24 protein-coding genes and 1 tRNA gene are annotated in these 25659 nt (G+C 60.9%); 6 read left to right on the top strand and 19 right to left on the bottom strand.

The annotated features are described in order from the left end of the window. Positions 1-122 precede the first annotated feature (122 nt). Together ETC27_RS10995 and ETC27_RS17695 are read right to left on the bottom strand one after the other, a co-directional pair. A complete protein-coding gene (locus tag ETC27_RS10995) occupies positions 123-1109 on the bottom strand; it encodes a serine/threonine protein kinase (RefSeq protein ID WP_136255042.1) in 987 nt (328 codons plus the stop codon). A gap of 86 nt (positions 1110-1195) precedes the next feature. After that, positions 1196-1939, bottom strand: coding sequence for a ComFC family protein (locus ETC27_RS17695; RefSeq protein WP_276605698.1), 744 nt, complete (start codon positions 1937-1939; stop codon positions 1196-1198). Between the two features lie 94 nt (positions 1940-2033). Here ETC27_RS17695 and bioB point away from each other — a divergent pair, with 94 nt between their 5' ends. The 6 genes from bioB (at position 2034) to ETC27_RS10960 (ending at position 6692) form a co-directional block, all read left to right on the top strand. Beyond that, positions 2034-3125 (top strand): biotin synthase BioB, encoded by a 1092-nt coding sequence (gene bioB / locus ETC27_RS10985; protein ID WP_136255040.1) that lies wholly within the window; start codon positions 2034-2036, stop codon positions 3123-3125. Position 3126: 1 nt separating this feature from the next. Beyond that, a complete protein-coding gene (gene bioF / locus ETC27_RS10980) occupies positions 3127-4281 on the top strand; it encodes an 8-amino-7-oxononanoate synthase (protein ID WP_136255039.1) in 1155 nt (384 codons plus the stop codon). Next, positions 4278-5036 carry an alpha/beta fold hydrolase gene (locus tag ETC27_RS10975; protein WP_240724888.1) on the top strand — a complete coding sequence of 253 codons (759 nt, stop codon included), beginning with the start codon at positions 4278-4280 and terminating at the stop codon, positions 5034-5036. Before bioF ends, ETC27_RS10975 begins: the two co-directional genes overlap by 4 nt. Further along, complete coding sequence (locus ETC27_RS10970) at positions 5033-5857, top strand: methyltransferase domain-containing protein (RefSeq protein ID WP_240724887.1); 825 nt, start codon at positions 5033-5035, stop codon at positions 5855-5857. Before ETC27_RS10975 ends, ETC27_RS10970 begins: the two co-directional genes overlap by 4 nt. A 25-nt stretch (positions 5858-5882) precedes the next feature. After that, on the top strand, positions 5883-6572 hold the full coding sequence (gene bioD, locus ETC27_RS10965; RefSeq protein WP_136255037.1) for a dethiobiotin synthase: 690 nt from the start codon (positions 5883-5885) through the stop codon (positions 6570-6572). A 35-nt stretch (positions 6573-6607) separates the two neighbouring features. Further along, a tRNA-Leu gene (locus ETC27_RS10960) sits at positions 6608-6692 on the top strand. A gap of 369 nt (positions 6693-7061) precedes the next feature. On the opposite strand, the gene ETC27_RS10955 is transcribed toward ETC27_RS10960, so the two are convergent. The 17 genes from ETC27_RS10955 to ETC27_RS10875 form a co-directional block, all read right to left on the bottom strand. Further along, positions 7062-9662, bottom strand: coding sequence for an EAL domain-containing protein (locus ETC27_RS10955; protein WP_168709053.1), 2601 nt, complete (start codon positions 9660-9662; stop codon positions 7062-7064). 317 nt (positions 9663-9979) lie between these two features. Continuing rightward, entirely contained in the window at positions 9980-10570 is a 591-nt protein-coding gene (locus ETC27_RS10950) for a HupE/UreJ family protein (RefSeq protein ID WP_136255035.1), read from the bottom strand. 52 nt (positions 10571-10622) lie between these two features. Continuing rightward, the gene (ureG, locus tag ETC27_RS10945) at positions 10623-11288 is read right to left on the bottom strand and encodes an urease accessory protein UreG (protein WP_136255034.1); all 666 of its coding nucleotides are present in this window, start codon (positions 11286-11288) and stop codon (positions 10623-10625) included. Positions 11289-11305: 17 nt separating this feature from the next. Then, the gene (locus ETC27_RS10940) at positions 11306-12037 is read right to left on the bottom strand and encodes an urease accessory protein UreF (protein ID WP_205742731.1); all 732 of its coding nucleotides are present in this window, start codon (positions 12035-12037) and stop codon (positions 11306-11308) included. Continuing rightward, positions 12027-12599: an urease accessory protein UreE gene (gene ureE / locus ETC27_RS10935; RefSeq protein ID WP_136255033.1), complete on the bottom strand. Its 573-nt coding sequence runs from the start codon at positions 12597-12599 to the stop codon at positions 12027-12029. Before ureE ends, ETC27_RS10940 begins: the two co-directional genes overlap by 11 nt. Before the next feature lie 156 nt (positions 12600-12755). Next, on the bottom strand, positions 12756-14477 hold the full coding sequence (ureC, locus tag ETC27_RS10930; protein WP_136255032.1) for an urease subunit alpha: 1722 nt from the start codon (positions 14475-14477) through the stop codon (positions 12756-12758). Beyond that, on the bottom strand, positions 14474-14890 hold the full coding sequence (locus tag ETC27_RS10925; protein WP_136255031.1) for an urease subunit beta: 417 nt from the start codon (positions 14888-14890) through the stop codon (positions 14474-14476). The genes ureC and ETC27_RS10925 overlap by 4 nt, the downstream gene beginning before the upstream one ends. Positions 14891-14900: 10 nt before the next feature. Then, positions 14901-15203: an urease subunit gamma gene (locus ETC27_RS10920; protein ID WP_136255030.1), complete on the bottom strand. Its 303-nt coding sequence runs from the start codon at positions 15201-15203 to the stop codon at positions 14901-14903. Between the two features lie 158 nt (positions 15204-15361). Beyond that, a complete protein-coding gene (locus ETC27_RS10915) occupies positions 15362-16261 on the bottom strand; it encodes an urease accessory protein UreD (protein WP_240724886.1) in 900 nt (299 codons plus the stop codon). Between the two features lie 38 nt (positions 16262-16299). Then, the gene (urtE, locus tag ETC27_RS10910) at positions 16300-16998 is read right to left on the bottom strand and encodes an urea ABC transporter ATP-binding subunit UrtE (RefSeq protein WP_136255028.1); all 699 of its coding nucleotides are present in this window, start codon (positions 16996-16998) and stop codon (positions 16300-16302) included. Continuing rightward, positions 16998-17828 carry an urea ABC transporter ATP-binding protein UrtD gene (gene urtD / locus ETC27_RS10905; RefSeq protein ID WP_136255027.1) on the bottom strand — a complete coding sequence of 277 codons (831 nt, stop codon included), beginning with the start codon at positions 17826-17828 and terminating at the stop codon, positions 16998-17000. The genes urtE and urtD overlap by 1 nt, the downstream gene beginning before the upstream one ends. Next, positions 17825-18955, bottom strand: a complete 1131-nt coding sequence (urtC, locus tag ETC27_RS10900; protein WP_205742727.1) for an urea ABC transporter permease subunit UrtC — start codon at positions 18953-18955, stop codon at positions 17825-17827. The genes urtD and urtC overlap by 4 nt, the downstream gene beginning before the upstream one ends. A 57-nt stretch (positions 18956-19012) precedes the next feature. Next, the gene (gene urtB, locus ETC27_RS10895; protein ID WP_240724885.1) at positions 19013-20605 is read right to left on the bottom strand and encodes an urea ABC transporter permease subunit UrtB; all 1593 of its coding nucleotides are present in this window, start codon (positions 20603-20605) and stop codon (positions 19013-19015) included. 155 nt (positions 20606-20760) lie between these two features. Then, positions 20761-22032 carry an urea ABC transporter substrate-binding protein gene (gene urtA / locus ETC27_RS10890; protein ID WP_240724895.1) on the bottom strand — a complete coding sequence of 424 codons (1272 nt, stop codon included), beginning with the start codon at positions 22030-22032 and terminating at the stop codon, positions 20761-20763. Between the two features lie 432 nt (positions 22033-22464). Continuing rightward, positions 22465-23979, bottom strand: coding sequence for a tripartite tricarboxylate transporter permease (locus ETC27_RS10885; RefSeq protein ID WP_136255025.1), 1515 nt, complete (start codon positions 23977-23979; stop codon positions 22465-22467). Next, positions 23979-24431, bottom strand: a complete 453-nt coding sequence (locus ETC27_RS10880; RefSeq protein ID WP_136255024.1) for a tripartite tricarboxylate transporter TctB family protein — start codon at positions 24429-24431, stop codon at positions 23979-23981. Before ETC27_RS10880 ends, ETC27_RS10885 begins: the two co-directional genes overlap by 1 nt. Continuing rightward, positions 24431-25411: a Bug family tripartite tricarboxylate transporter substrate binding protein gene (locus tag ETC27_RS10875; protein ID WP_205742730.1), complete on the bottom strand. Its 981-nt coding sequence runs from the start codon at positions 25409-25411 to the stop codon at positions 24431-24433. The genes ETC27_RS10880 and ETC27_RS10875 overlap by 1 nt, the downstream gene beginning before the upstream one ends. Positions 25412-25659: the final 248 nt, after the last annotated feature.

Raw genomic sequence — 25659 nt, 5'->3', positions numbered from 1 at the left:
ACCCATTGCCCTTTTGCTAGTGATTCCACAAAGCACGAACCCCGCCTCTTCTTTCCCCTAACTCACTCATTACTGACCCGCTCATGACGGCCCTACCCATGAGAGCCAGTCGGGAGAGCCAATCAGGCGAGCCAGCGCGGATTGCTTTCAAGCAACTGGCGCTGTTGCTCTAGCGTACGCAGATGCTGATCCCAATAGCCTTCGTCAGCGACCCAGGGAAAGGCTTTAGGGAACGCGGGATCAGACCAGCGCGTCACCAGCCAGGCCGCATAGCGCATCAAACGCAGGCCTCGTAGAGGCTCGATCAAGGCGAGCTCGCCACGGGGAAAATCCCGATGCTGCTCGTAGCCCTCGAGCAATTCAGAGAGCTGCATCTGAGCTTCCTGATCATCCTGAGCGGTCAACATCATCCAAAGATCCTGAACCGCCGGCGCCATCAGGCAGTCATCGAAATCGACCAGGGCAAAGTGCTCATCCCTACCCAGAATATTACCAAGGTGGCAATCACCGTGAGTCCGCAGCAGTGACTCGGATGGCCACGCTCGGGCTTTGAGCTGCTCGCCAAGGGCAGCGCTGATACGCTCATAGGCCTTACGCTGATGACGGCTTAACCAGGGCGACCCCAGCACCTGCTCACGACTCTCCTCGATCATCGTCGGCACGTCCAGCTGGTGACGGTGAATGAAGGAGCGACGCTGACCCACTCCATGTAGCTGCCCGACAAGATCGCCCAGCGCAAAAAGGTGAGACGGATTATCGAGTTCCGGCGCCTGCCCGCTGACCTGCGGAAATAGCGCGAAACGAAAGCCCTCGAAGAAGTGCAGACTGGCCCCGGCTGCATTACACCAGGGAGCGGCCACGGGGATACCTGCCTCATCTAGTTCGGCCAGAAAGTCGTGTTCTTCCTGGATCTGAGCATCGCTCCAGCGCCTGGGGCGGTAGAACTTGGCTACCCAGCGACGACGTTCATCATCATGGAAAAGGAAGACTCGGTTCTCGTAGCTGTTGAGTGCGAAGGGTTCACCCGGCAACCAGAATCCAAGGGACTCGACGGCATCGACGATGCGAGCGGGACTCAGTTGTTCGAAAGGATGAAGAGCGAGGGCCACGGCATGATCCAGATTGAAAAACAGGCATACATGCTAGCAGATATCACTCTAGCACCCTGAATTCACACGTGAAGCTCAACTCACGCTTAGCGTTTGGGCGTGCGCGCGACCGCCCAGACCTCAATTCGTCGCGCCCCCGCCGCTCGACAAGCCTGTGCCAGGGCATCGAAGGTGGCACCGGTTGTCATCACATCATCAAGCAACAAGACGCTTTGGGGTAACGGAGAGTCAATCATGAAGGCATCACGCAGGTTGGAACGCCGTGCCTGGCGCGCGAGGCCACGCTGTGTTGGCGTCACCCGCATTCGCCGCGCTTTGATCACTGGCAAATCCATGCGGCGTGCAAGGCGCCGCCCTAGCCAGTCGGCTTGATCAAAACCACGTTCACGCGCTCGCCGAGGGTGCAACGGCACAGGAATGATGGCCTCAACCCCCTGACGGGCAGGCCAAAACGCTTCATGCTGTTCCACACTCGCACCAATACGCGCCTCCAACCCTGCTTCTAGCAGCGACAGCAGTAGCATACCGGCTCGGGGTGATGCCGCGAACTTGAACGTTTGCATGAGGCGTGCCACCTCGTCCTCATACCGCAGCGGTGCCCAGGCACCATCAAAGACTGGCGGTCTTGTCAGGCAAGCGCCACAACGAACAGCCCCGTCGCCCTCGTTAGTGCCCGTCGCCATGGGTTCGGCACAGACAACGCAGGCATGGTCATTCCAGGGCAGTTGTTCTAAGCAGTTCGCGCACCAGTGAGTCGCCCTAGGTGTTTCTCCAAGGCAAAAAGCGCAATGCCCCGGCAAGGCACATCGCAGCCAATGGTTAACCCACATTAACCCGACGGTTGACAGTGAGCGCAGAGTCCCTATCATCACCGTTAACCTCATATTTAGCAAAAGTTAACCAGACATACCGAGTGCCTCTGATATGACCTTAGCCAGCTCCGCCACCATCCGCCACGACTGGCAACTTGATGAAATTGAGGCACTGTTCGCCCTGCCCTTCAACGACCTGCTATTTCGGGCCCAGCAAGTCCATCGTCAGAACTTCGATGCCAATGCCGTACAAGTATCAACCCTGCTGTCCATCAAGACCGGCGCCTGCCCAGAGGACTGCAAGTACTGCCCCCAGTCGGGCCACTACAATACCGGGCTTGGCAAGGAAAAACTGCTCGAAATCGACAAGGTGATCGCACAGGCACGCGACGCCAAGGCCGCAGGCGCTAGCCGCTTCTGCATGGGCGCAGCCTGGCGAACCCCGCGTCAGAAGGACCTGAACGTGGTGCTCGAGATGGTAAGGCAGGTCAAGGCGCTAGGACTCGAGACCTGCATGACACTTGGCACGCTCGACGATGAGCAGGCACAGCAGCTCTCCACCGCCGGGCTGGATTACTACAACCACAACCTCGACACCTCCCCGGAATACTACGGCGAGATCATCACGACGCGAAGCTACGATGAGCGTCTCCAGACCCTTTCCAACGTGCGTGAAGCCGGCATGAAAATCTGCTCTGGCGGCATCATTGGTATGGGCGAGGCGCCACGCGACCGCGCCTCCCTGCTTAGACAACTGGCCAGCCTGTCACCGCACCCGGAATCAGTGCCCATCAACATGCTGGTCAAGGTCAAAGGCACACCACTTGAGAATGTGGAGGACCTGGACCCGATCGATTTCGTGCGCGCCATCGCCGTCGCGCGCATCATGATGCCTAAGAGCCATGTTCGCCTGTCTGCCGGGCGCGAGTTGATGAATGAGTCGACTCAAGCCCTGGCATTTCTCGCCGGCGCCAACTCTATATTCTATGGTGATAAATTACTGACTACTGAAAATCCCGATGTGCTGCGCGACCGAGCGCTGTTTGAAAAGCTCGGCCTGCACCCCGAGGAAAAACAGACCTGTCATGACGAAGCCGAGCAGGAAGCATCGCTGGATGCTTCACTGCGCCACCAGGCGATGGAAGACACTGTCCCTCAGGAACTCTTCTATAATGCTACCGCCACATCAGGCAACCTCGCCTGACATGCTTAAGAGTCGACTCGAGGCGCGCCTGGCTCACCAGCGCGAGCAAGGCCAATGGCGTGAGCGACTCAGCATGTCGCCAAATCCGCGAGCGAAGCTGCGCGACTTCGCGAGCAATGACTATCTAGGTCTGGCCCGAGACTCCAGAGTCGCTGAGGCACTGGCGGCAGGCGCCCGGCAGGAGGGTGCAGGCGCAGGCGCTTCCCACTTGGTCAATGGCCACTCCCCGGCTCACCACGCACTGGAAGAGCGCCTGGCTGACCTTACTGGTCGACCTCGGGCCCTGCTTTTTTCGACTGGCTATATGGCCAATCTGGGCGTGCTGCAAACCCTTTGCGACAGTGAAACGCGAGTATTTCAGGATCGACTGAATCACGCCTCTCTGCTTGATGGCGCTCGACTGGCTCAGTCTCCCTCCCGCCGCTTTCACCATCGCGACCTGGCTGACCTGGATCGCCTCCTGACACGCACCCCCCAAGAGCGCGACAAGCTGGTGGTCAGCGATGGGGTCTTCAGCATGGACGGCGACACCGCCGACGTAGAAGGTCTTGCCGCCACCTGTCAGCGCCAGGGGGCATGGCTGATGATCGACGATGCCCATGGTATCGGCGTGTTGGGCGAACAAGGCGCGGGCCTGGTGGGGCAGCGTTTTTCGGTCAGCCAGGTCCCCGTCCTCGTCGGCACACTGGGCAAGGCCTTTGGTAGTTTCGGGGCATTCGTGGCGGGCGACGAGGTACTGATCAACGCATTGACACAGTTCGCAAGGCCCTACATCTATACCACGGCCCAGCCTCCCGGCGTTGCCAGGGCCACCCTTCGCGCGATGGACATCAGTGAGCAGGAATCCGAGCGCCGGGAAAGGTTACATGCCCACATCGCGGGCTTCCGACAGGCGGCCAAGACACTCGGACTCCCGCTGATGGACTCCACGACGCCGATTCAGCCCATTTTGCTCGGCGACAATCAGCGGGTCATGAAGTGGAGTCTTCACCTGCGCGAAGCCGGCTTCATGGTCGGCGCGATTCGTCATCCGACTGTCCCCCGCGGCACGGCACGCCTGCGCATCGTGCTCAATGCACTGCATGAATGGCACGACATCCAGGCGCTGCTCGACGTTCTCGCCGAGCTGAAGGATCAAGAGGTAAAGGTTTCGTGACTCGGCTTGTGCTGCTATCCGGCTGGGGCATCGACGCCCGCATCTGGCAGCCACTGGTTGCCTCCCTGCCCGACAATATCGAAGTGACGACACCGGACTGGCCCGGCTACGGCACCCGGCGTGAAGAGGCCATGCCCAAGCATATGGACGCACTGGCCAAGGCAATGGCCAGTGCCCTGCCCTCAAACGCCCTTTGGGTCGGCTGGTCACTTGGCGGCCTATTGGCAACGGCGCTATTGCAGCATCTACCGGCGCCGCAGGCACTGGTGATGCTCGGCATGCGTGAGCGCTTCACAACCCGCCAAGAGACTTTTGGCGGCGTAACGCCAGAGGCACTGGCAGCTTTTCAGGATGCCTTCGAACAGGATGCACTTGTCACCTGGCGCCACTTTCTGCGTTGGCAGCTAAGTGGCGAGTCCCGGCCTCGCCATGTGCTTCACCAGCTACAGGCATTGATTGGCAACAACCCTCCCGCCCATCCGGAAAGTCTTGCCACGGGCCTCGACTGGCTGGCAACGCTCGATAACAGTGATATCTGCGCGGCTTCTCCTTGTCCGATCCTCACTATGACCGGCGAACGAGACCCGCTTACGGCAAACGCCAATGACGCTATGGCACAACATCTGGCTCGCCCAATCGACCAGGCCGGCCACTGCCCACAACTCTCACAACCCGAGATACTGGCCGGTCGACTGATGGCATTGACTCAAGCACACAGCCCCGGAGGCCGAGACCCTCACAGGGAGCGTTCGTGAAACTCGCAACGCCTGCCTCGAATCCTGTCACCAAGCCAAGGGCAGCCATCGCCACCGATGAATGGCGCCAGCGCGTCGCCCGTGCTTTCAGCCGCGCCGCCCCCCGTTACAGCGAGCTTGCCACGGCGCAACAGACCATGGGGCAGGCTCTGTGGCAGAGACTTCCTGACCAGGCGTCCCATATTCTCGACATGGGTTGCGGGCCTGGTCATTGGACCGCTCGCCTGGCTGACCACTATGCGGCGTCAGATACTCAACCCCGCGTACTCGGCTTAGACCTGGCGCCTGGCATGCTCGACAAGGCCCGTGCCGAGCAAGGAGAGCACCTGGACTGGCTATGCGGCGATGCCGCCTGCCTGCCACTGGCCGATCAACGCCTCGACCTTGTCTTCTCCAACCTGGCCATCCAGTGGTGCCCGGATGTAAACGCTGTGTTCACAGAGGTTTATCGCGTCTTGCAGCCAGGCGGACGCGCGCTGATCAATACCCTCGGCCCCGGCACTCTCGGCGAGGTAGGCTGGGCCTGGTCGCGCCCAAATGCGCTGCTCAACTTTCAGACACCCCAAATCCTTGAACAGGCCGCTCTTCGCGCCGGCTTCACTGAAATAGCGCTAGAGCAAGCCCAAGAGCGCTTTCATTATGCAGACCTCACCGCGGTAATGGCCTCGATCAAGGGGGTGGGCGCCCAACTCTCTCGGCCCACTGCCTGCCTCACGAAGCGTGACCTTGCCCACGCGAAGCAGCGCTACGAACAATTACGCGAAATTCAGGGCCTGCCCGTCACCTATCAGCGCCTGATGATCGAGCTCATCAAGACCTGACCACACCAACACCGATGGATCCCGTATGGCTGCCTTTTTTATCACCGGAACCGATACCGACGCGGGCAAGACGCTAGTCACCGCCGGTCTGCTTGCCCTGGCAAACCATCAGGGACTGACGACCCTGGGGCTCAAGCCCGTGGCCTCGGGGTGTCACCGCCAGGCAGAAGGGCTTCGCAACGATGATGCCCTGATGCTTCAGGCACGCAGCCATCCCGAGATCGACTATAAAACCGTCAACCCTTTTGCCTACGCACCCGCCATCGCGCCGCACCTGGCGGCCCGCCAAGCGGGGGAGACATTACGCGTAACGCTGCTTGCCGATGCTATGGCCGATGCTGTCGCCCTGAAGCGCGACCTCACGCTTATTGAGGGCGCAGGCGGCTGGCGTGTACCGCTCAACGATGATGAGGACCTGAGTGACCTGGCCACCGCCTTGCAACTGCCGGTGATTCTCGTCGTTGGACTTCGGCTTGGATGCATCAACCATGCGCGCCTGACCGCCGAGGCAATTGTCGCTCAGGGGTTACCGCTTGCCGGCTGGGTTGCCAACGGCATCTCGAGCGACTTCGACGAGCTTGATGACAATTTATCAACCCTCAGTCATTACCTCTCAGCACCTTGCCTTGGCCGCATCCCTCACCTGACGGAAGAGCCTAGCGACACGCACCCCGAATGCGCCGCTAGGCATCTAAAACTTCCGGAAATACCTTGACTTAGACGCTGTCATCTATATAATTTTGCTGCGTTGCGGATGTGGTGGAATTGGTAGACACGCTAGATTTAGGTTCTAGTGCCCTAGCGCGTGGGAGTTCGAGTCTCCCCATCCGCACCAAAATCCTTCCTGAGTAATTCCATTGATCTGAAAATGTCGATTTTCCAGATTATTGGCCCCCATAAGCTCCCAGTATTATCCTGATATTCCCATGCATCATGGGGATGCGCTTCTGCGCCTATTGGTTGCGTCGAAATGAATGAGAAGAGCATGGCGCTTCGAAAGACGCTCCTCTGCCTCACAGCACAGGCGTGCCTTCGAAAGCCATAAAAAGCCTCAAGTACCGACGCATAGGCCTGTCAGATCAAACCTGGTCTCATCAAAGGCCCTAACAGGGGATGTCACTCGACGTTTCGATGCAGCTCATCGGCCCCCTCTCGAAGAGAAGCACGAAGTGCTGGGCGACGGGCGTCATTGAGAGAGCAAACCTCACTGATGACACAACCAGTGGCTGGCGAATTCTTCGGCGCTCATCGGGCGAGCATAGTAGAAGCCTTGAGCTTGATCACAACCGAGTTCGGCCAGAGCCTTCGCCTGAGCAGCCGTTTCCACGCCTTCGGCAACCGTCTTCATCCCCATGCTGCGTGCCATGGCAATAATCGTAGTGACGATGGTGTAGTCATGACTTGATGAAAGCATATCGCGGACAAACGAAATATCAATCTTGAGCGTATCAGCGGCAAACCGCTTGAGATACGCCAAGGAGGAGTAACCCGTACCGAAGTCGTCGATGGCCAGACCAAAGCCCTGGGCCTTGAGCGCCTGCATGAGGGTAATGACCTGCTCCGGGTCGTGCATGAAACCGCTTTCGGTGAGTTCCAGACCGATATTAGCCGGACAGACACCGTCGGTATGACGTTCGACTTCTTCGCCAAAATGGATATCTTCCAGCTGTTGGGCCGATACGTTTACCGATAAACGAGGCATCGCGGCCATTCCGGACCGCTGCCATTCACGCAACTGCTGGCTTGCACTCTTAAGCACCCAGCCACCTAGCTCTTTCATCAGCCCACGCTCTTCAGCGAGTGGGATAAACTCCCCTGGGCTGACCCAGCCACGCTCACTATCGAACCACCGGCATAACACTTCAGCACCGGACAGCGCCCCCGTTTTCAGATCTATCTGAGGTTGATACTGAAGCATCAGCCCCCCGTTTCGCAGGGCCCGGGTAAAATCATCAAGCAACTGCTGGCGACGTATGATTGCCTGCCCTAACTGATCGTCATAAAGACAGTACCCGGACACCTGTTGTTTGGCGTGATGCGCCGCCAAACTGGCATGCTGGAAAAGCTCCCCAGAGGTCATGCCATGCTCGGGGTAGAGGGCTCCGCCGATACTCAGATCGAGATTAAAAAAACGCTCCCCCACTTGCACAGGCGCTTCAAGACACTGCTGATAGTGTCGCATTCGATCAATCAGCACTGAACCTGTTGGCGACTCAACCAGCACGGCGAACTCATCACCGCCGAGACGAGCCAGTAGCTCACAGCCTGTCAGCGGCACACTATGAAAACGACTCCCTGCAGCCGCCAGCACCTGATCGCCTACGCTATGACCAAAGGTATCGTTGATCTCCTTGAACCGTCTGAGATCCATTAACAACAAACCAAAAGCCCTGTCTTCAGATTGCGCCTTCTGCAAAACATCGCCCACTCGTGCCATGAAGAAGGCACGATTGGCCAACCCCGTTTCGGGATCAGAAAAAGCTAGACGGTTGATGCGATCATCGCTGATCTGCCGTTCAAGCTCTGCTGCCGCATTTGACGCAAAGATGCTGAGTACGGTGGTGATAAAATCCGGATCCTCAATGGGGTCACGAAACATGACCATCAGCACACCCAGTGCGTCACCATTACTACTATCCAGGCGCAACCCCACATATCCGCGAGCCCAGCCGAGCATGGCATCGGCCTTGAATGGCAATGCTGCGGCCACCTTATCGAGTACGACGCAGGTGCCTTTCTCCATCACCTCGGAACAAGGGGTGCCTTCAAGCGTATAACTGAAATTATCGATTTTTTCGTCATGTATCACCGCCGCCTTCGTCATCATCCTCGTTTCAGCAGTCTTGTCCGCGACCGTGGCGATGATGCCACTATCGGCATCGAGGGCCCGCGTCAGGTGAATGGCGAGCTGATCGAAGAAACGCTCGCCGCCACGCGCGGTGACAGACGAGGCAATTTGCATGACCGCCTGCTGAATTCGCTGGGACTCATAGTCGCGCGTGTTATCGAAGATGAAGCCTTCCAGCCAGGCGACCCGGCTAGCCGCATCGAGCACGGCCTGACCTTGATCGGTAACCCAACGGACTTTTCCGCCCGACGTGCACAGCCGGTAGTTCAAATGATACGGGCGCTGCTTCTTAACGTCCGCGACGATCTGATGCTGGATACGCTTGCGATCCTCGGGATGCACCAGCTCCATGAAGGGATAGCCTGCACCCGCGGTCAAATGAGTTTCATCATGCCCAATCAAAGCCTCGGCGCCCTGACTCACGAAAGTGAGACTACCCTCACGGTCATGGAGGCGCTGGTAAGCCATGCCAGGTAATTGATTCATCAGGGTATTGAGCCGGCGTTCGTTTTCCTGGATGTCGGCAATGAAACGTTGGCGAGTAAGCTCGGCGCCGGCGCGCATCGCAGCGATACGCAAGACCTCTCTGCCAAGCTCGGGTGAGCGCAGGGGGGTAGCATCCAGTATCGCGATCAACCCCAGGGTTTCGCCATCGCGAGCGATGATGGGCATGCCCAGGTAGGACTCGACGCCCAGGTCGGCGAGCAGAAGATCATCGGGGAAGGTAGTGCAAACGCCCTGAGCAAAGTGGCAGGGCTCATGCTGAGTCACCCGCTCACAGGGACTGCCGGCCAGCGGATAGCTAATGTTATCCCGCAGTTCTCCACCTGACCACAAGCCCAGGGTGCGTGCTATCTGCTTATCGGAAGGATCGACGCAAGCGATCACCACGTGATCGACTTCTAGTATTCGCGACAGCTTACCGGCAAGCTTCGCAAAAAAGCGGTCTTCCGGCATGTCCAAGGCCAAGCCATCAGCCAGCTCGCGAAATACATGTTCAGACGCTAGGGATGGCGCCATGTACAGATATCCTCCCGACTAAATTCCGCATCAAGCACCTATGTCGAGCTTAAAGCACAGGATATGACGTTAATGTCATACGCGTCGTATTGGGCGCCGAATAAAACAACCCGTTTCTATACCGATATGAATACCGGCCGATTTCCATACCTGAAATGGCTTATCGACCGCACCGCGATTTTCTTGAATGTCATCTGCAAACGACAACGCCCGGCTCGAGACCGGGCGTTGATCAAAGGCTATTGCTCAAGCACTCAGGCGATGACCAGCAATCCGCCAACAAGCGCCACTAGACCACCCACCAGACGATCGACATAGGGCAAACGCGGCAACAGCACCTGGCCAACCGTCCTCCCCAGTTGACTGATCACCAGCGTGGTCAGCAGAAAGCCCGACAGATAAGCCACCATTGAGGCAGCCGCCGGCATTTCTACCGCATGGGCCTGACCATGCCAGACGAGAAAAACCACCACCAAGGTGGCGCCGATCCCCGCGTGCAGACGCACCAAACTGGCGAGCAGCACCCCGGCGAGCAGCACCGTCAGAGCAATGCCGGTCTCGACACCCGGCAGGCTCAGCCCGGCCCAGACAAGTGCCGCGCCCAGCAACATACCCAGTGCGGCAAGTCCGGGCACGGCACGCCCCAACGGCCGTGACTGGCGCGCACTCCATAGACCGATCGCCAACAAGGCAAGCAGGTGGTCCATGCCAGTCAGAGGATGCAGCAGGCCCGCGAGGATACCGCCGGCACTGGCCTCGTGACCGACGTGGGCACTGGCCATTCCAGCGGTCATCAGCGCCAGCGGCGCCAGGATCAGGGCGGTACAGCGTGAAATACGAATCATAGTGGCGTCCTTCTTGGTGATATGACGAGATAGCGGGGTGAAGGCACCGGGCTCAGACGGACGGACTTACCTGAGCCTGATCGCCGGCCGTACGTTCGGCCGATGGCCGACGCTCCGGCAACATGCCGCGATCGAGGATGAAGCGAATGATCTCCTCGACGCCGATACCGTCGTAGAGGTTGGCGAACACGAAGGGACGCTCGCCGCGCATTTTCTTCGAGTCGCGTTCCATGACTTCGAGCGAGGCATGTACCCGCTCGGCGATGTCGATCTTGTTGATGATCAGCATGTCGGACTTGGTAATGCCGGGCCCTCCCTTGCGGGGGATCTTGTCACCGGCCGAGACGTCGATCACGTATAGCGTCAGATCCGAGAGCTCTGGACTAAAAGTCGCCGAGAGGTTGTCGCCACCGGATTCCACCAGCACCAGCTCGAGGCCCGGATGACGGGCCTGCAGGTCGTCGATGGCGGCGAGGTTCATCGAGGCATCCTCGCGAATGGCGGTATGCGGGCAGCCGCCGGTCTCGACACCAAGGATGCGATCGGCCGGCAGGGCATCGTGGCGCAACAAGAAGTCGGCATCTTCGCGGGTATAGATATCGTTGGTGACCACGGCGATATCGTAATGATCGCGCAGCGCCAGACACAGCTGCTTCAAGAGCGCGGTCTTGCCGGAACCGACCGGGCCACCAACGCCGACACGCAGGCAATGATTCATGAGGGTGCTCCTTTCCTTCAGCTTCTGAACAGACGTGAATATTGGGTTTCGTGCTGAGCGCTGGCGAGCGCCAACCCCGGCAGCAGCGGGCCGAGCTCATCGTCAGCCAACGAGAGTGCACGATCGACCGCCACGACCAATTCGGGGCGCAAGCGTTCGATGAGGCGCTGAGCGGCGGTATGACCCAGCGGCAATGCCTTGCAGGCCACCGCCAGCTGGTTCTCGAGCCAGCCCCAGGCGAAGCCCAGCAGCACCTGCCGCGATGGCACGCCGCGTGCCTGCGCCAGCCAGGCGAAAAGCGTCACATAGCCGGGCTGCTCTGGAAGCAAGCCTGGTAGTGCGGACGCGTCTGGCAATAGCTCGAGATTATTGAGCAGCCGCCTAAGCGCCGCTCCCAGGCGCTGGTCTTCCTCGGCGAGCTCGCGGGTCTCGCGGCTGGCCGCCAGCCAGGCATCCCAGTACGCCACCGTCTCACCGTCCTCGGCCTGCAAGGCCGCCCGCTGGCGCGCCAGCACGGGCAACTCGCAGCGCGACAGGCCATCGTCCAGCACCCCGGCAAGCCAGGCATGAAGGCTTGCCTCGTCACGCACCCAGTCGAGTTCGAAGGCGCTCTCCAGGCCCTGGGACCAGGCAAAGGCGCCAATCGGCAGTGCCGGACTGACCAGCTGTAGCAATCCTAGCAGGGCCAGGTCATCGCCCTGAGCTTGGCTATCAGCCGATGGGGCAGATACCTGCGGCTCAGTGGACATGGCCATGCTCAGGCGCGGTATGCCCATTGTCCGACTCATGGGAATGATCGTGAGAATGAGCGTGCGAATGCCCGTGTGAATGCCCGTGTGAATGCCCGTGTGAATGGTCATGATCGTGGCCCGCCTGGGCATAGGCGCCGGATTCGGGATCGAAGGGGGCCTCATGATGCATCACGCGGGCCCCCAGCCGCGTGGCCAGCTCCTCCAGCACATGATCCGGCGGGAAGCGCACCCAGCCGCCCTCGTCGTCGGCACCGATGGCCAGTGCCACATGGCGGTTGCCGAGGTGATAGCAGAGTCTCGCCAGGGCCAGGCCGGCCTCGACGCGGGCCGTCACCACCGGTTCGGCGGCAGCGCGGATGATCACGATCTCGCCGTTCTCGGTCGCGAGGCCTTCTCCCTCCCGCAGCACCGGGCCACGGTCGAGAAATAGCCCCACGTCCTGACCGCCATCGGTCTGCGCCTTGAGGCGCCCGCGCATGCGAAGCTCGAAGGGCAGCGTCAGGGTGTCGCTGGCCTGGCTCGCCTCGATGGGCCCCAGGCGTTCGATCAATTTCAGCATTGGCATCTTCTCTAGACATTTTTCGCGGCTGATCCTATGGCAGTCTCGCGGGGCACTGTAAATACTTCCCTGTACGCTACTTTTGCCGTCCCTGGCAAAAGCCCCTCACTTCGACCTGCCACCGGCGCCGCTTGACGTGTGGTCATCACCCACTGCTCAGAAGAGGTGATAGCGCTGGGCCAGGGGCAGCTCGGTGGCCGGCTCGCAGGTCAAGATGTCGCCATCACAGCGCACCTCATAGGTCTGCGGGTCGACGCTGAGTGCCGGACAGGCATCGTTGAGCTTCATGTCCGACTTGCGCACGGCCCGGGTATCGCGACAGGCCACCAGCGCACTGTCGAGCCCCAAACGTTCCTTGATGCCCGCCTCAAGCGCCGCCTGGCTGACGAAGGAGAGCCGCGTGGCGGTCGCCGCCTTGCCGAAGGCGCCGAACATCGGCCGGTAGTGCACCGGTTGCGGCGTGGGGATCGAGGCATTGGGGTCGCCCATGGGCGCGGCGGCAATCATGCCGCCCTTGAGGATCAGCGCCGGCTTGACGGCGAAGAAGGCCGGATCCCACAACACCAGGTCAGCAAGCTTACCGACCTCGATCGAGCCCACCTCGTGCGCGATGCCGTGGGTGATCGCCGGATTGATGGTGTACTTGGCGATGTAGCGGCGGGCCCGCAGGTTATCGGCACCCAGCGCCCCGTCCTCCGGCAGCAGGCCGCGCTGGACCTTCATCTTGTGAGCGGTCTGCCAGGTGCGACAGATCACCTCGCCGACCCGCCCCATGGCCTGGGAATCCGAAGCGATCATCGAGATCACCCCCATGTCGTGCAGGATGTCCTCGGCGGCGATGGTCTCGCGGCGGATGCGCGAATCGGCAAAGGCCACGTCCTCGGGAATATTGGGGTCGAGGTGGTGGCAGACCATCAACATGTCGAGGTGTTCGTCGATGGTGTTGACCGTGTAGGGGCGGGTCGGGTTGGTCGACGACGGCAGCACATAGGCCTTGGCACAGGCGGTAAGGATATCCGGCGCATGACCACCGCCGGCGCCCTCGGTGTGATAGGTGTGAATGCCGCGTTCCTTGAACGCCGCCAGGGTGTCTTCGACGAACCCTGATTCGTTGAGGGTATCGGTATGGATCGCCACCTGGACGTCATAGCGTTCGGCCACCGACAGGCAGGCGTCGATGGAGGCTGGCGTGGTGCCCCAGTCCTCGTGGAGCTTGAGACCCATAGCCCCCGCCTCCAGCTGTGCCTCCAGGGCCTCGGGCAAGCTGGCGTTGCCCTTGCCGAGGAGACCGATGTTCATGGGTAGCGAATCCACCGCCTGCAGCATCTTGCCAATATGCCAAGCACCGGGGGTGCAGGTGGTGGCATTGGAGCCGGTAGCCGGACCGGTGCCCCCGCCGAGCATGGTGGTCACCCCGCTCATCAGCGCCTCTTCGACCTGCTGCGGGCAGATGAAGTGAATATGCGCGTCGATGCCGCCGGCAGTGAGGATCTTGCCTTCCCCTGCAATGACCTCGGTGCCCGGGCCGATAACGATCTCGACGTCGGGCTGGGTATCCGGGTTGCCGGCCTTGCCGATCGCCGCGATGCGCCCGGCCTGCAGGCCCACGTCCGCCTTGACGATGCCCCACCAGTCGAGGATTAGCGCATTGGTGATCACCGTGTCCATCACCGCCGCATCACTGCGCTGGCCCTGACCCATGCCATCGCGAATCACCTTGCCGCCGCCGAACTTGACCTCCTCGCCGTAGTGAGCCGCGTCACGCTCGACCTCAATCCACAGCTCGGTGTCGCCCAGACGCACCCGGTCGCCGACGGTCGGGCCATACATGTCGGCATAGGCCTGACGACTGATCTTGCTAGGCGTGGTATCGCTCATGACGACTCTCCTTGATCGGCATCATCGGATGACGGGGTTCGCGCATCGTCGGGCGCGTTAGGTCGCGCGTCGGCGGGCGCGCTAGGTCGTGCGTCGGCGGGCGCATTAGAGAGCTCACCCATGACCTCCCCCCGGAAGCCATAGACGATGCGGCTGCCCGTGTAGGGAATCAGCGTCACCTCGCGCTTCTGGCCGGGTTCGAAGCGAATCGCCGTTCCCGCGGCCACGTCCAGGCGATGGCCGCGGGTCGGAGCACGGTCGAAATCAAGCGCCGGATTAGCCTCGAAGAAGTGATAGTGCGAGCCAATCTGAACCGGCCGATCACCGGTATTGGCAACCGTCACAGTGATCCGCGTGAGCCCCTCACACAGCGCGATCTCGCCGTCTTTCAACTGATATTCGCCGGGAATCATCGCGCTCTCCTTAGACGATCGGGTTGTGAACGGTGACAAGCTTGGTCCCATCCGCAAAGGTCGCCTCGACCTGTACCTCGTCGACCATCTCGGCGACCCCTTCCATGACATCCTCGCGGGTCAGGATCTCGCGTCCCGCGCTCATCATCTCGGCCACGCTGCGCCCGTCACGGGCGCCTTCCATGATCTCGGCGCTGATCAGCGCCACCGCCTCGGGATAGTTGAGCTTGAGCCCGCGATCACGGCGGCGCTCGGCGAGCAGCGCCGCCGTAAAGAGCAGCAGCTTGTCCTTGTCTCTCGGAGTTAGTTCCATCGCAGTAGCTCCCAAATCATGTTGTTTCTCTGCTGTGCCCAGGCTGTCGCTTCCAAGCTGGAAGAGCGACGCTACGCGCCTGGAAGATGGAAGCCTGAAGCCCCCATTGGCCGGATGGCGATCTCTTCCAACTGCTGGCTTCAAGCTTCCGGCTGCTGTCAGGTCATCCAGATCCGCGGCACGCTGGCCTCTCGCCCCAGCAACAATGGCCGCAGAAGCTTCCAGGCTTCCTGGCAAAGCGCCCAGGCCTCGTTGCGTTCATCGCCGAGATAACGCAGCAGCAATACGCCCTGGCGCACCGTCACCGCCCAGCGGGGAGATGCCGGCAGCGCTTGGCGCAGCATGGCAACGGCGCCTGCCTCGTCAGCGAGTCCCACCGCCCAGAGGGTGGCTTGAACGCTGGCACCACCCTGCCCCCAGCGACCCGCGAAACGCGGGTGCGTGGGGTCGAGAAGCTGACGCTCATGCCACAGCGGACGACCGTCCCGGGTGAGCGAGAAACGCTGCTCGAGATGCCCGGAGACGAACGGCAGCTCACCGGCCGGACGCCCCAACGCCAGCACCTCCCAGCCCAGACAGAGCGCTCCCTCGGCAAGCGAAAGCTCGGTGCTCTGTACCCCGCGGGAACCATCGAAGGCGATGGTCTCCTGGGGTAGCCACTCGAGTTCTCCGCCGGCCTCGACCCTGAGCCGGGTGTGTTGCGTCCAGGCCACTCCGTGGCTGTCGGCCCGGTAAAGCTTGTTGGCGGCCGGCGTGGTAATCAGCGCCCGGGCGCCCTCGCCCACCTCGGCGCGGATCGAGAGCGCATCGCCGCTGACCAGCCCGCCGGGCGGGTGGAGCAGATAGACATGGCAGCTGCCGGCCTCTCCCTTGGCATCGCGGGGTTCGGGGTAAAAGGGGCGCTGAACTCTCAGCGGGCCCTGGTGGCGAGCCCGGACCAGGCGCGTGATGCTGCCGGCGGGCTCCTCGCGACGGCCAAAGCCTAGCTCGATGGCGGCGGCCCAGTAGCGCTCGCCATCGAAGCGATGGCCGCTGGCGATGGCATGATCGCTGGGCACAGGGCGTCCCTTAGCGGGATTCAAAGGCGCGTCGACAATCATACGGTCAGGTGTCTTTTGATCAGGTCATCGGAGAGATCGCCGATGCCCCCGCTGGCCACCGGGCGGCCACGATCGAGGATCGTGAAGCGGTCGGCGTACTTGCGGGCGAAGGGCAGCTTCTGCTCGACCAGCAGCACGGTCAGGCCATCTTCGCGGATCAACCGGCGGATCACTTCGCCGATCTGGGCGACGATATTGGGCTGGATGCCCTCCCCCGGCTCGTCGAGGATCAAAAGACGCGGCTCGATCACCAGCGCCCGCCCGATCGCCAGCTGCTGCTGCTGCCCGCCGGACAGGTCACCGCCGCGGCGATGGCGCATCTCATCGAGTACCGGAAACAGCTCGAAGATCCGCTCAGGAATACGCCGACTCCCGTCCTTGCGCGCGGCAAGCCCGGTGCGCAGGTTTTCCTCGACGCTCAATAGCGGAAAGATCTGACGGCCCTGAGGCACATAGCCGATGCCGAGCCGGGAGCGATCCTCGAGGCGCTTGCTGCCAAGCTCCACATCGCCATCAAGGTGCAGGCTGCCGCTCTTGATCGGCACCTCGCCCATCACGCACTTGAGCAGAGTCGTCTTGCCCACGCCGTTGCGTCCCATCACGCAGGTGCACTCGCCCTTGGGCACCTCAAGATCAAGATCCCAGAGGGTATGGCTCTCGCCATAGAACTGGTTGAGTTTGTCAATCGCGAGCATCAGGCCTCCTCCTCCGCGCCCAGATAGACCTCGATGACCCTGGAGTCATTCGAGACCTGATCCATCGTGCCCTCGGCCAGCACGCTGCCCTGGTGCAGCACCGTGACCTGGCGAGCAATCGAGCGTACGAAGCCCATGTCATGTTCGACCACCACCACCGACTGCTTGCCGGCAAGGCTAGTGAGCAACTCAGCGGTGCGCTCCATTTCCTGCTCGGTCATGCCGGCCACTGGCTCATCGACTAGCAGCAGCCTTGGGCGCTGCATCAGCAGCATGCCGATCTCCAGCCACTGCTTCTGGCCATGGGAGAGAATGCCCGCCTGGCGGCTGCGAAGCGTCTCGAGGCCGATGGTTTCGAGCACCTCGTCGATACGGCTGCGCTGCTCACCGGATAGCTTTTCCGCCAGGGTCGGTAGCACGCGTTTGTCTGCCGCCATGGCGAGCTCCAGGTTATCGAAGACGCTGAGCGCCTCGAACACCGTCGGCTTCTGGAACTTGCGTCCTATGCCCAGCGAGGCAACCTCGGGCTCGCTTTTGGTCAGCAGATTGTGACGGCTGCCGAACCACACCTCGCCGCTATCCGGCCGGGTCTTGCCGGTGATGATGTCCATCATGGTGGTCTTGCCGGCGCCGTTGGGGCCGATGATGCAGCGCAGTTCACCGTCGTTGATGGTCAGGTTGAGGTTGTCGATGGCCTTGAAGCCATCGAAGCTCACATTGACGTCTTCCAGGTAGAGAATCGGGCCGTGACGGACATCCACGGGGGACGCCGCCGGCACCAGGAAGTCGAAGACCCGATCACGATCGGCCAAGGCGTCGAGCAGGCTCATGGCGTTGCCTCCTTGAGTGACGTCGGGTTATCCGGCTTGGAACGCCGGGTCATCAGCCCGGCGATGCCCTTGGGCAGCAGTACCGTAACCACCACGAAGAGCCCACCGAGGGCGAACAGCCAGGCATCCGGCATCACGCCGGTGAAGACGGTCTTGGCGTAGTTGACCAGTACCGCGCCGATGACAGCGCCATACAAGGTGCCACGACCGCCCAGTGCTACCCATACCACGACCTCGATGGAGAACAGCGGCGAGAATTCGCTGGGATTGATGATGCCCACCTGGGGTACATAAAGAGAGCCAGCCACGCCCGCGAGCATCGCCGAGACCACGAACACGAAAAGCTGCACCCGCTCGACTCGGTAGCCCAGGAAGCGCACCCGGGCCTCGGCATCGCGAGAGGCCACACAGACCCGGCCAAGCTTGCTGGCGACGATGCCACGACACACCACATAACCGAGCGCCAGTGCCACGCCGGAGGCCAGGAAGAGTCCCAGTCGCGTGGCATCGCTTCTCAGGTCAAAGCCCAGCAGCTCACGGAAATCGGTCAGGCCATTGTTGCCGCCAAAGCCCATCTCGTTGCGAAAGAACGCGAGCATCAGGGCGAAGGTCAGCGCCTGGGTAATGATCGACAGATAGACGCCGGTGACCCGGGAGCGAAAGGCCAGGAAGCCGAACACCAGGGCCAGCAGCCCCGGCGCCAGCAACACCATCAGGAAGGCGAAACCGGCCATGTCGAAGCCGTGCCAGAACCACGGCAGGCTGTCCCAGTTGAGAAAGACCATGAAGTCCGGGAGCACCGGATCGCCATAGACGCCGCGATCACCGATCTGGCGCATCAGGTACATGCCCATGGCGTAGCCACCGAGGGCAAAGAAGGCGCCATGACCGAGGCTCAGGATGCCCAGATAGCCCCAGACCAGATCCACCGCGACAGCAAGCAGCGCATAGCACAGGTACTTGCCGAGCAGCGTCACGGTATAGCTCGAGACGTGCAGCGCATGCCCCTCGGGCAGTGCCAGATGCAGCACCGTGACCAACGCAAGCGCCAGCGTCAGCACGCCGAGAAACAGGCGAGTCGAGCGTTCGGTAAAGGGCCGCGTCAGCCACATGCCTGAAGGAGACATGGCTGAATTCGACGCACGTGAAGGCAGCGCAGTTATCGCAGTTGATGAAGTCATGGATCAGCCCTCCGCCGCCCGGCCTTTCTGCGGAAAAAGTCCGCGAGGCCGCTTCTGAATGAACAGGATGATGAAGACCAGTACGATGATCTTGGCGAGCACAGCGCCGGCCCAGGGCTCCAGCACCTGGTTGATCACCCCAAGCGACATGCCGGCCACCAGGGTGCCCCACAGGTTGCCGACGCCGCCGAACACCACCACCATGAATGAATCGATGATGTAGCTCTGGCCGAGGTTGGGGCCGACGTTGGTCAACTGAGCCAGCGCCACGCCGGCAAGCCCGGCCACCCCGGCACCGAGGCCGAAGGTGAGCATATCGACGCGGGTCGCGCGGATGCCCATGGAGCGCGCCATGGCGCGATTCTGGGTGACCGCCCGAACTTCGAGCCCGAGCCTGGTGCGGCGCATGACCAGCATCAGTGCCGCAAAGACCAGCAGCGCAAAGCCGAGGACATAAAGGCGATTGAGTGTCAGCGACAAGGCGTCGTTGATCACCAATGAGCCGCTCATCCACTCCGGGGTGACCACGGTACGGTTGAGCGGCGAAATCAGCGTGCGCACCAACTGCTGCAGAATCAGGCTGACACCAAAGGTCGCAAGCAACGTCTCCAGCGGGCGCCCCTTGAGAAACTGGATCACGCAGCGCTCGATGGCGACACCCGCCAAGCCTGCGACCAGGAAGCCGGCCGGAATCGATAGGATCACGGCAAGGCCCGGCTGGCCCGGCAGCAGTTGCTGCATGCCCCAGGAGGTATAGGCGCCGAGCATGATCAGCTCACCGTGCGCCATGTTGATCACCCCCATCACACCGAAGGTGATGGCCAGACCGATCGCCGCCAGCACCAGCACCGACCCGAGGCTCAGGCCGAAATAGAGCGTCTCGACGCCGCGGTTGATCTTGAGGGTCTGCTCGATGCCGGAAAGGGCCGCCTTGGCCTCGGCGGCAAGCTTCGCATCGGCGCCGGCCACGACCCCGTTAAGGGCGGCCCGGGCTTCAGGGTGAAGGCTCCCGCGCAGAGTCTCGATGGCCTGGGGGTCGCCCTGTTCGAGCCGATAAATGGCCAGCGCCTCGGTCAGCCGGTCCCGCACCGCCTCATTAGACTCTTGGTCCCTCACCGCATTGAGCGGCGCCATCATGGCCTCATCGACCTGACCGAGCAGGTCGTTGGCCGCCTGCAGACGAGCATCAGGGTTATCAACGTACAGATCGAGCACCGCAAGGGTGCTACGTAGCTGGCCACGCAGGGCATTATTGATGCCGATACGGTCCAACTCGCGTCGGGACATTTCGCCGAGCGGCTCACCGCTCAAGGCGTCTTCCACCGGCCAGTTCCGGCCGCGATTGGCCAACACCACCACGAACTGACCGGTCTTCTTGTTCTTTTGCAGCTTGCCGTCGTTGAGGGCTTCAAGCCAGGCACGACTGCGCGCGTCCCCGCTTTCGACGATGGCGTCAATCGCCTCGCCTTTGGCGGCATAGGAGGCACTGGCAAGCGCCTCGAGAAGCGACCTAGCGGGGTCATCCTGCTGCGCCTGTGCGGTACCAACCAGAGCTACCAGCAGTAGCCATAGCGTGAGGTATCGGGTGATCCTCATGGACATATCCTTTGGTAAAGCAATGCAATAGCAGCGGAAAAGAGAGCTGGCATCACCTGTTGGTTCGCCGGGCAGGACACTCAGGCCCGGCGATCTTTCCGTCAGTTTCTGACAAAACCCCGCTTACTCCGATGGAAGCAGGCCTGCATCCGGGCTCATTCCGCCTCGACACCACCACCACAGCTACCCTCGACCACGTTGTAGTTGCCGCACTCCATGGGCTTGCGCCAATCGCTGATCAGGTCGCGAGAGCCGTCGAGGTAGTCCGACCAGGCATCGCCTGCGACCGTGGACGGTGTTTCCCAGACCACCGAAAACTGACCGTTGTCCTGGATCTCGCCAATCAGCACCGGCTTGGTGATGTGGTGGTTGGGCATCATCGCCGCATAGCCACCGGTCAAGTTGGGTACGGTCACGCCGATGATCGCGTCCTTGACCGCATCGACGTCGGCGGTGCCTGCCTTGCGTACCGCCTCGAGCCACATGTTGAAGCCGATGTAATGCGCTTCCATGGGATCGTTGGTGACCGACATCTCATCGCCGGTATAGTCGATCCAGGCATCGATGAAGTCATAGTTGGCGTCGTTGTCGACGCTCATGAAGTAGTTCCACGCGGCCAGGTGGCCGACCAGCGGCCCCGTATCGATACCGGACAGTTCCTGCTCGCCCACCGAGAAGGCGACCACCGGAATGTCGGCGGCGTCGATGCCCTGGTTGCCGAGCTCACGGTAGAACGGCACGTTGGCATCGCCATTGATGGTCGAGACAACCGCGGTCTTCTTGCCTTCGCTGCCGAAACGCTTGATCTCGGAGACGATGTTCTGCCAGTCGGAATGTCCAAACGGCGTGTAATTGATCATGATGTCCTCATCGGCTACACCGTGGCCCTTCAGGTAGGCCTCGAGGATCTTGTTGGTGGTACGCGGATAGACATAGTCGGTACCGGCCAGTACCCAGCGCTCCACGCCGACGTTGTCCTTCAGGTAGTTAACCGCGGGAATCGCCTGCTGATTGGGCGCTGCACCGGTATAGAACACATTCTCGGAAGACTCCTCGCCCTCGTACTGCACCGGATAGAACAACAGGCCGTTGAGTTCTTCGACCACCGGCAGCACCGACTTGCGAGACACCGAGGTCCAATTGCCGAAGATCACATCGACCTTGTCCTGCGCCAGCAGCTCACGAGCCTTCTCGGCGAATAGCGGCCAGTTGGACGCCGGGTCCACGACCACGGGTTCGAGCTGACGCCCCAGCAGGCCACCCTCGGCATTCTGCTGCTCGATCAGCATCAACATGGTGTCCTTGAGGGTGGATTCGCTGATCGCCATGGTGCCGGTAAGCGAGTGCAGGATACCGACCTTGATGGGGTCGTTTTCCTGCGCCTGGGCCGGCACGGCCACACCGAGTGAGAGAAGGGCCGCGACCAGCCAACGAGCGGACGGAGTCGAAGTGTTCACATGGATCTCCTTGAGAGTGTCTTGTTATTAAAAATTATTGTTCGGCAATATCCAGCGACGCTGCCAGCCATGCACTGGCCGGCCCAGCACCCATCGCAAGGGACATGCCAAGACACTGAAAAGGCTGAATAACCCTTAAAAATCATTTATTTAGGATTATCTCATTAAACAGGCATTTGCCTTGTTTGCCGCTTTTGCCTACCACATGACCCGTCACGTGCTCTCTTTTGGCGCTTCCATGCTTACTTTTGGTGCAGCCATAAGGCTTAGTGCGATTCAAATAAGCTCGGGCACCGAAATGATGCACCGCTGCCTTTATGCCGAGAGATCCGCACAAAAAAAGGCACCGACCTGACGGTCGGTGCCTCAAAGGGTGTCAAATAAGTTACGTTACAACGTGTGTCAATCCACCTGAGATCCGCCTGCCTGCATGCGACGGCGAAGCAGTGGGCCGACGATATAAGGCAGAATCAGGCCCAGGCCGGCAAACACCCAGAGGCCAATGGCCAGGCCGCTGTCCCACAGGATGGCCCAGTCGCCATCGGAGATTTCCATCGCGTGCCGCAGGTTCTTTTCCATTTCTGGCCCCAGCAGCAAGCCGAGAATGATGGGCACCAGTGGAAGCTCCAGCTTACGGAAGATATACCCCGCCACACCGAAGGCCACCATGAAGTAGAGATCAAAGATGGTGTTACTGATCGAGTAGATACCGACGAAGGCAATCATGGTCACCACCGGCAACAGGAACATCGGTGGTATCGAAAGCAGCTTGACGAAGATGCCGACCAGCGGAATGTTGAGCAACAGAAGCAGGAAGTTACCGATCAACAACGCCGCAATCACGCCCCAGACGATGTCGGCGTTCTGCGTGAACATCAACGGTCCCGGCGTAATGTTCAGCGAGATCAACAGCGCAAGCAGCACCGCGGTGGTGCCGCTGCCCGGCACACCCAGGGTCAACATGGGCACCAGCGCACCACTCGAGGCACCGTTGTTACCCGCCTCGGGGCCCGCGACGCCACGCGGATCACCTTTGCCGAAGTAGCCCTTCTTGCCCACCATCTTCTTCTCGAGCGTATAGCCGATGAAGCTACCCAGCGACGCACCTGCCCCCGGCAGCACGCCGGCGATGAAGCCCAGCACACCACCCCGAAAGCTTGACGGCAGGATGTTGCGGATATCCTTCCATGTCAGGGTCAGCTTATTGACGGCCATCTTTTCCTTGCCACCGCCGGCCTTCTCTTCGATGAAGAACAAGAGCTCGGAGATCGCGAACAAGCCGACGATGGCGATGATGAAGTCGACACCCTCATAAAGCTCCAGCGTGCCGAAGGTATAGCGCTGCACACCAGTGGAGTCGATGCCCACGGTAGCAATCATGAGACCGATCGACGCGGCGACCACTGTCTTCATGGGGTTCTTGCCGGTGATGCCGCCAAGGGTGGCGAAGGCCAGCAGAAAGAGGGCGAAGTATTCGGCCGGCCCGAAGGTCAGCGCGAAATCCGCAAGCAACGGTGCCAGCAGGATAAGTCCCACGGTGGCCACCAGGCTGCCGATAAAGGACGCCACGGCCGAAATGGCCAGCGCCTCGGACGCCTTGCCTTGTTGGGCCATCGGATAGCCGTCGAGGCAGGTCATCATCGCCGGCTCGTCACCGGGAATATTCAATAGGATCGACGAAATGCGCCCGCCGTACATGGCCCCGGCATAGACCGAGGTCAGCATGATCATCGCGGTTTCCGGCGCCAGGCCCAGCGTAAAGGCCAGCGGAATCAGGATCGCGACGCCATTGGCAGGACCCAGGCCCGGCAGAGCGCCGATCAGGGTGCCAAGGAAAGCCCCCATCAGGGCGAACATCAGGTTGTGCGGCGCCAGGGCGACGCCAAACCCGTCCATCAAGTAGCCAAGGGTTTCCATCAGTTAACCTCCAGGAACGAGAGCAGGCCCAAAGGCAACGCCAGATCGAGCGCGAGGGTGAACAGCAAAAACACCACCACTCCCGAGACCGCCCCGGTGATATATGCCTTGACCGGAAGAGCGCCCATGCGCCAGCACAGAGTGCCCACGGCCAGGGTAGTGCTGATAATGAAACCAAGCGGCTGCAATAACGCCGCATAGAGAATCAGCACCACGACGGCAACGATCAATTCAATGCCGGTACGGCTCCAGGGCCAGGCATTATCCGGGTCCGGTCTAACGATCATGTACAGGCTGGAAAGCGCCAGTACCGCGGCCAACAAGCGGGGGAAAGTTTCAGGGCCGACAGCTTCGGCCCCACCAAAGGGTTCATTGAACTGGGTCGTGCCCCAGCCGTACGCGACGGCCAGGACAATCATCAGGACCCCGAAGATGCGGTCGTTGAAGGTCATTAGTTAATCAGCCCGATGTCTTTAGACAGATCTTCAATTGACTGGATTTGCGAGTGGACGAAGTTTTCGAACTTATCCGCGGTCATGTGGAAAGGCATCAAGCCGTTCTGGGTCATCACCTGCTTCCACTCTTCGCTCTCATAAATGGTGTCCATGGCATCAATCCAGTACTGCTTGGCTTCATCAGAAACATCCGCCGGCATGTAGAAGCCGCGCCAGTTAGGACCGATGGCATCGATGCCCTGCTCACGCGCAGTAGGAATGTCGCTGAACTTGCCCGGCAGGCGCTCCTCGGACAGGACCGCCAGCACACGCAGATCACCGGATTCCATGAAGCCCTGCGCCTCGGTGATGTCACCGGTAAAGGCATCCACGTGACCGCCAACCACCTGGGTCATGGCCTCACCGCCGTTGTTGTAGGAAAGATAAGGAATGCGCGGCAGATTCTCGACGCCCGCCTTCTGGGCCGCGATCAATACCTTCAGGTGATCCCAGCCACCCTTGGCGCTACCCCCGGCGAACTTGACGCTACGCGGATCTTCCTTGATGGCATCCATCAGCGCAGGCAGGTCGTCGTACCCGGAATCGTCGGCCACAGCGATGATTCCGTAGTCAGCGCCCAGCGCCCCGACCCAGTTGACCATATCGGCATTCATGCCCGGGAACTGCCCCTGGGCCAGTCGCGTGGTTGTCGCGGTAGACGCCGCCACCAACAGCTGTTCATCGCCGGCCCGCTTGCTGACGGTATGAGCGAAGGCCACACCGCCGCCAGCACCAGCCATATTGATGGTCTGGACACTGCGCGGAACGATATCCAGACCTTCCATCACCTTGCCGACGCTGCGGCAGGTGAAATCCCAGCCACCGCCCGGATCAGCCGGCGCCAGACACTCGACCTTGCCTTCCGGCTCGAAGGCCTGAGTGAAGGAGGCGCTCAGGGTCAGTGCCGCCGCGGTGATCAGCGTCAGCGGCGTCTTCATCGAGATGCGTTTCTGGAACATGCTTTTCGTCAACATTGTTATTGGCCTCGCTGGGTCATCCGGCCCGCAACACGGGTAGTCAGGATGCCGTTGATGGTGATGCGTTGGCGTACGCCTTCAGCAACTCGCTTGTAAATGTTGCACTCAAGGCTTGTCGGAAGCTTTCAGCCACCTTACAATTCTGTAAGGCAGAACATCATTCCTTGGAATGGAAAGTTAGGCGCACGGCTCCGCCCCGTCAACGCCCG

The organism is Onishia niordana, assembly GCF_004798965.1.
Classification (GTDB): domain Bacteria; phylum Pseudomonadota; class Gammaproteobacteria; order Pseudomonadales; family Halomonadaceae; genus Onishia; species Onishia niordana.
The sequence above is the reverse complement of the archived record's forward strand: the minus strand, read 5'-3'. Positions and strand labels throughout refer to the sequence as shown.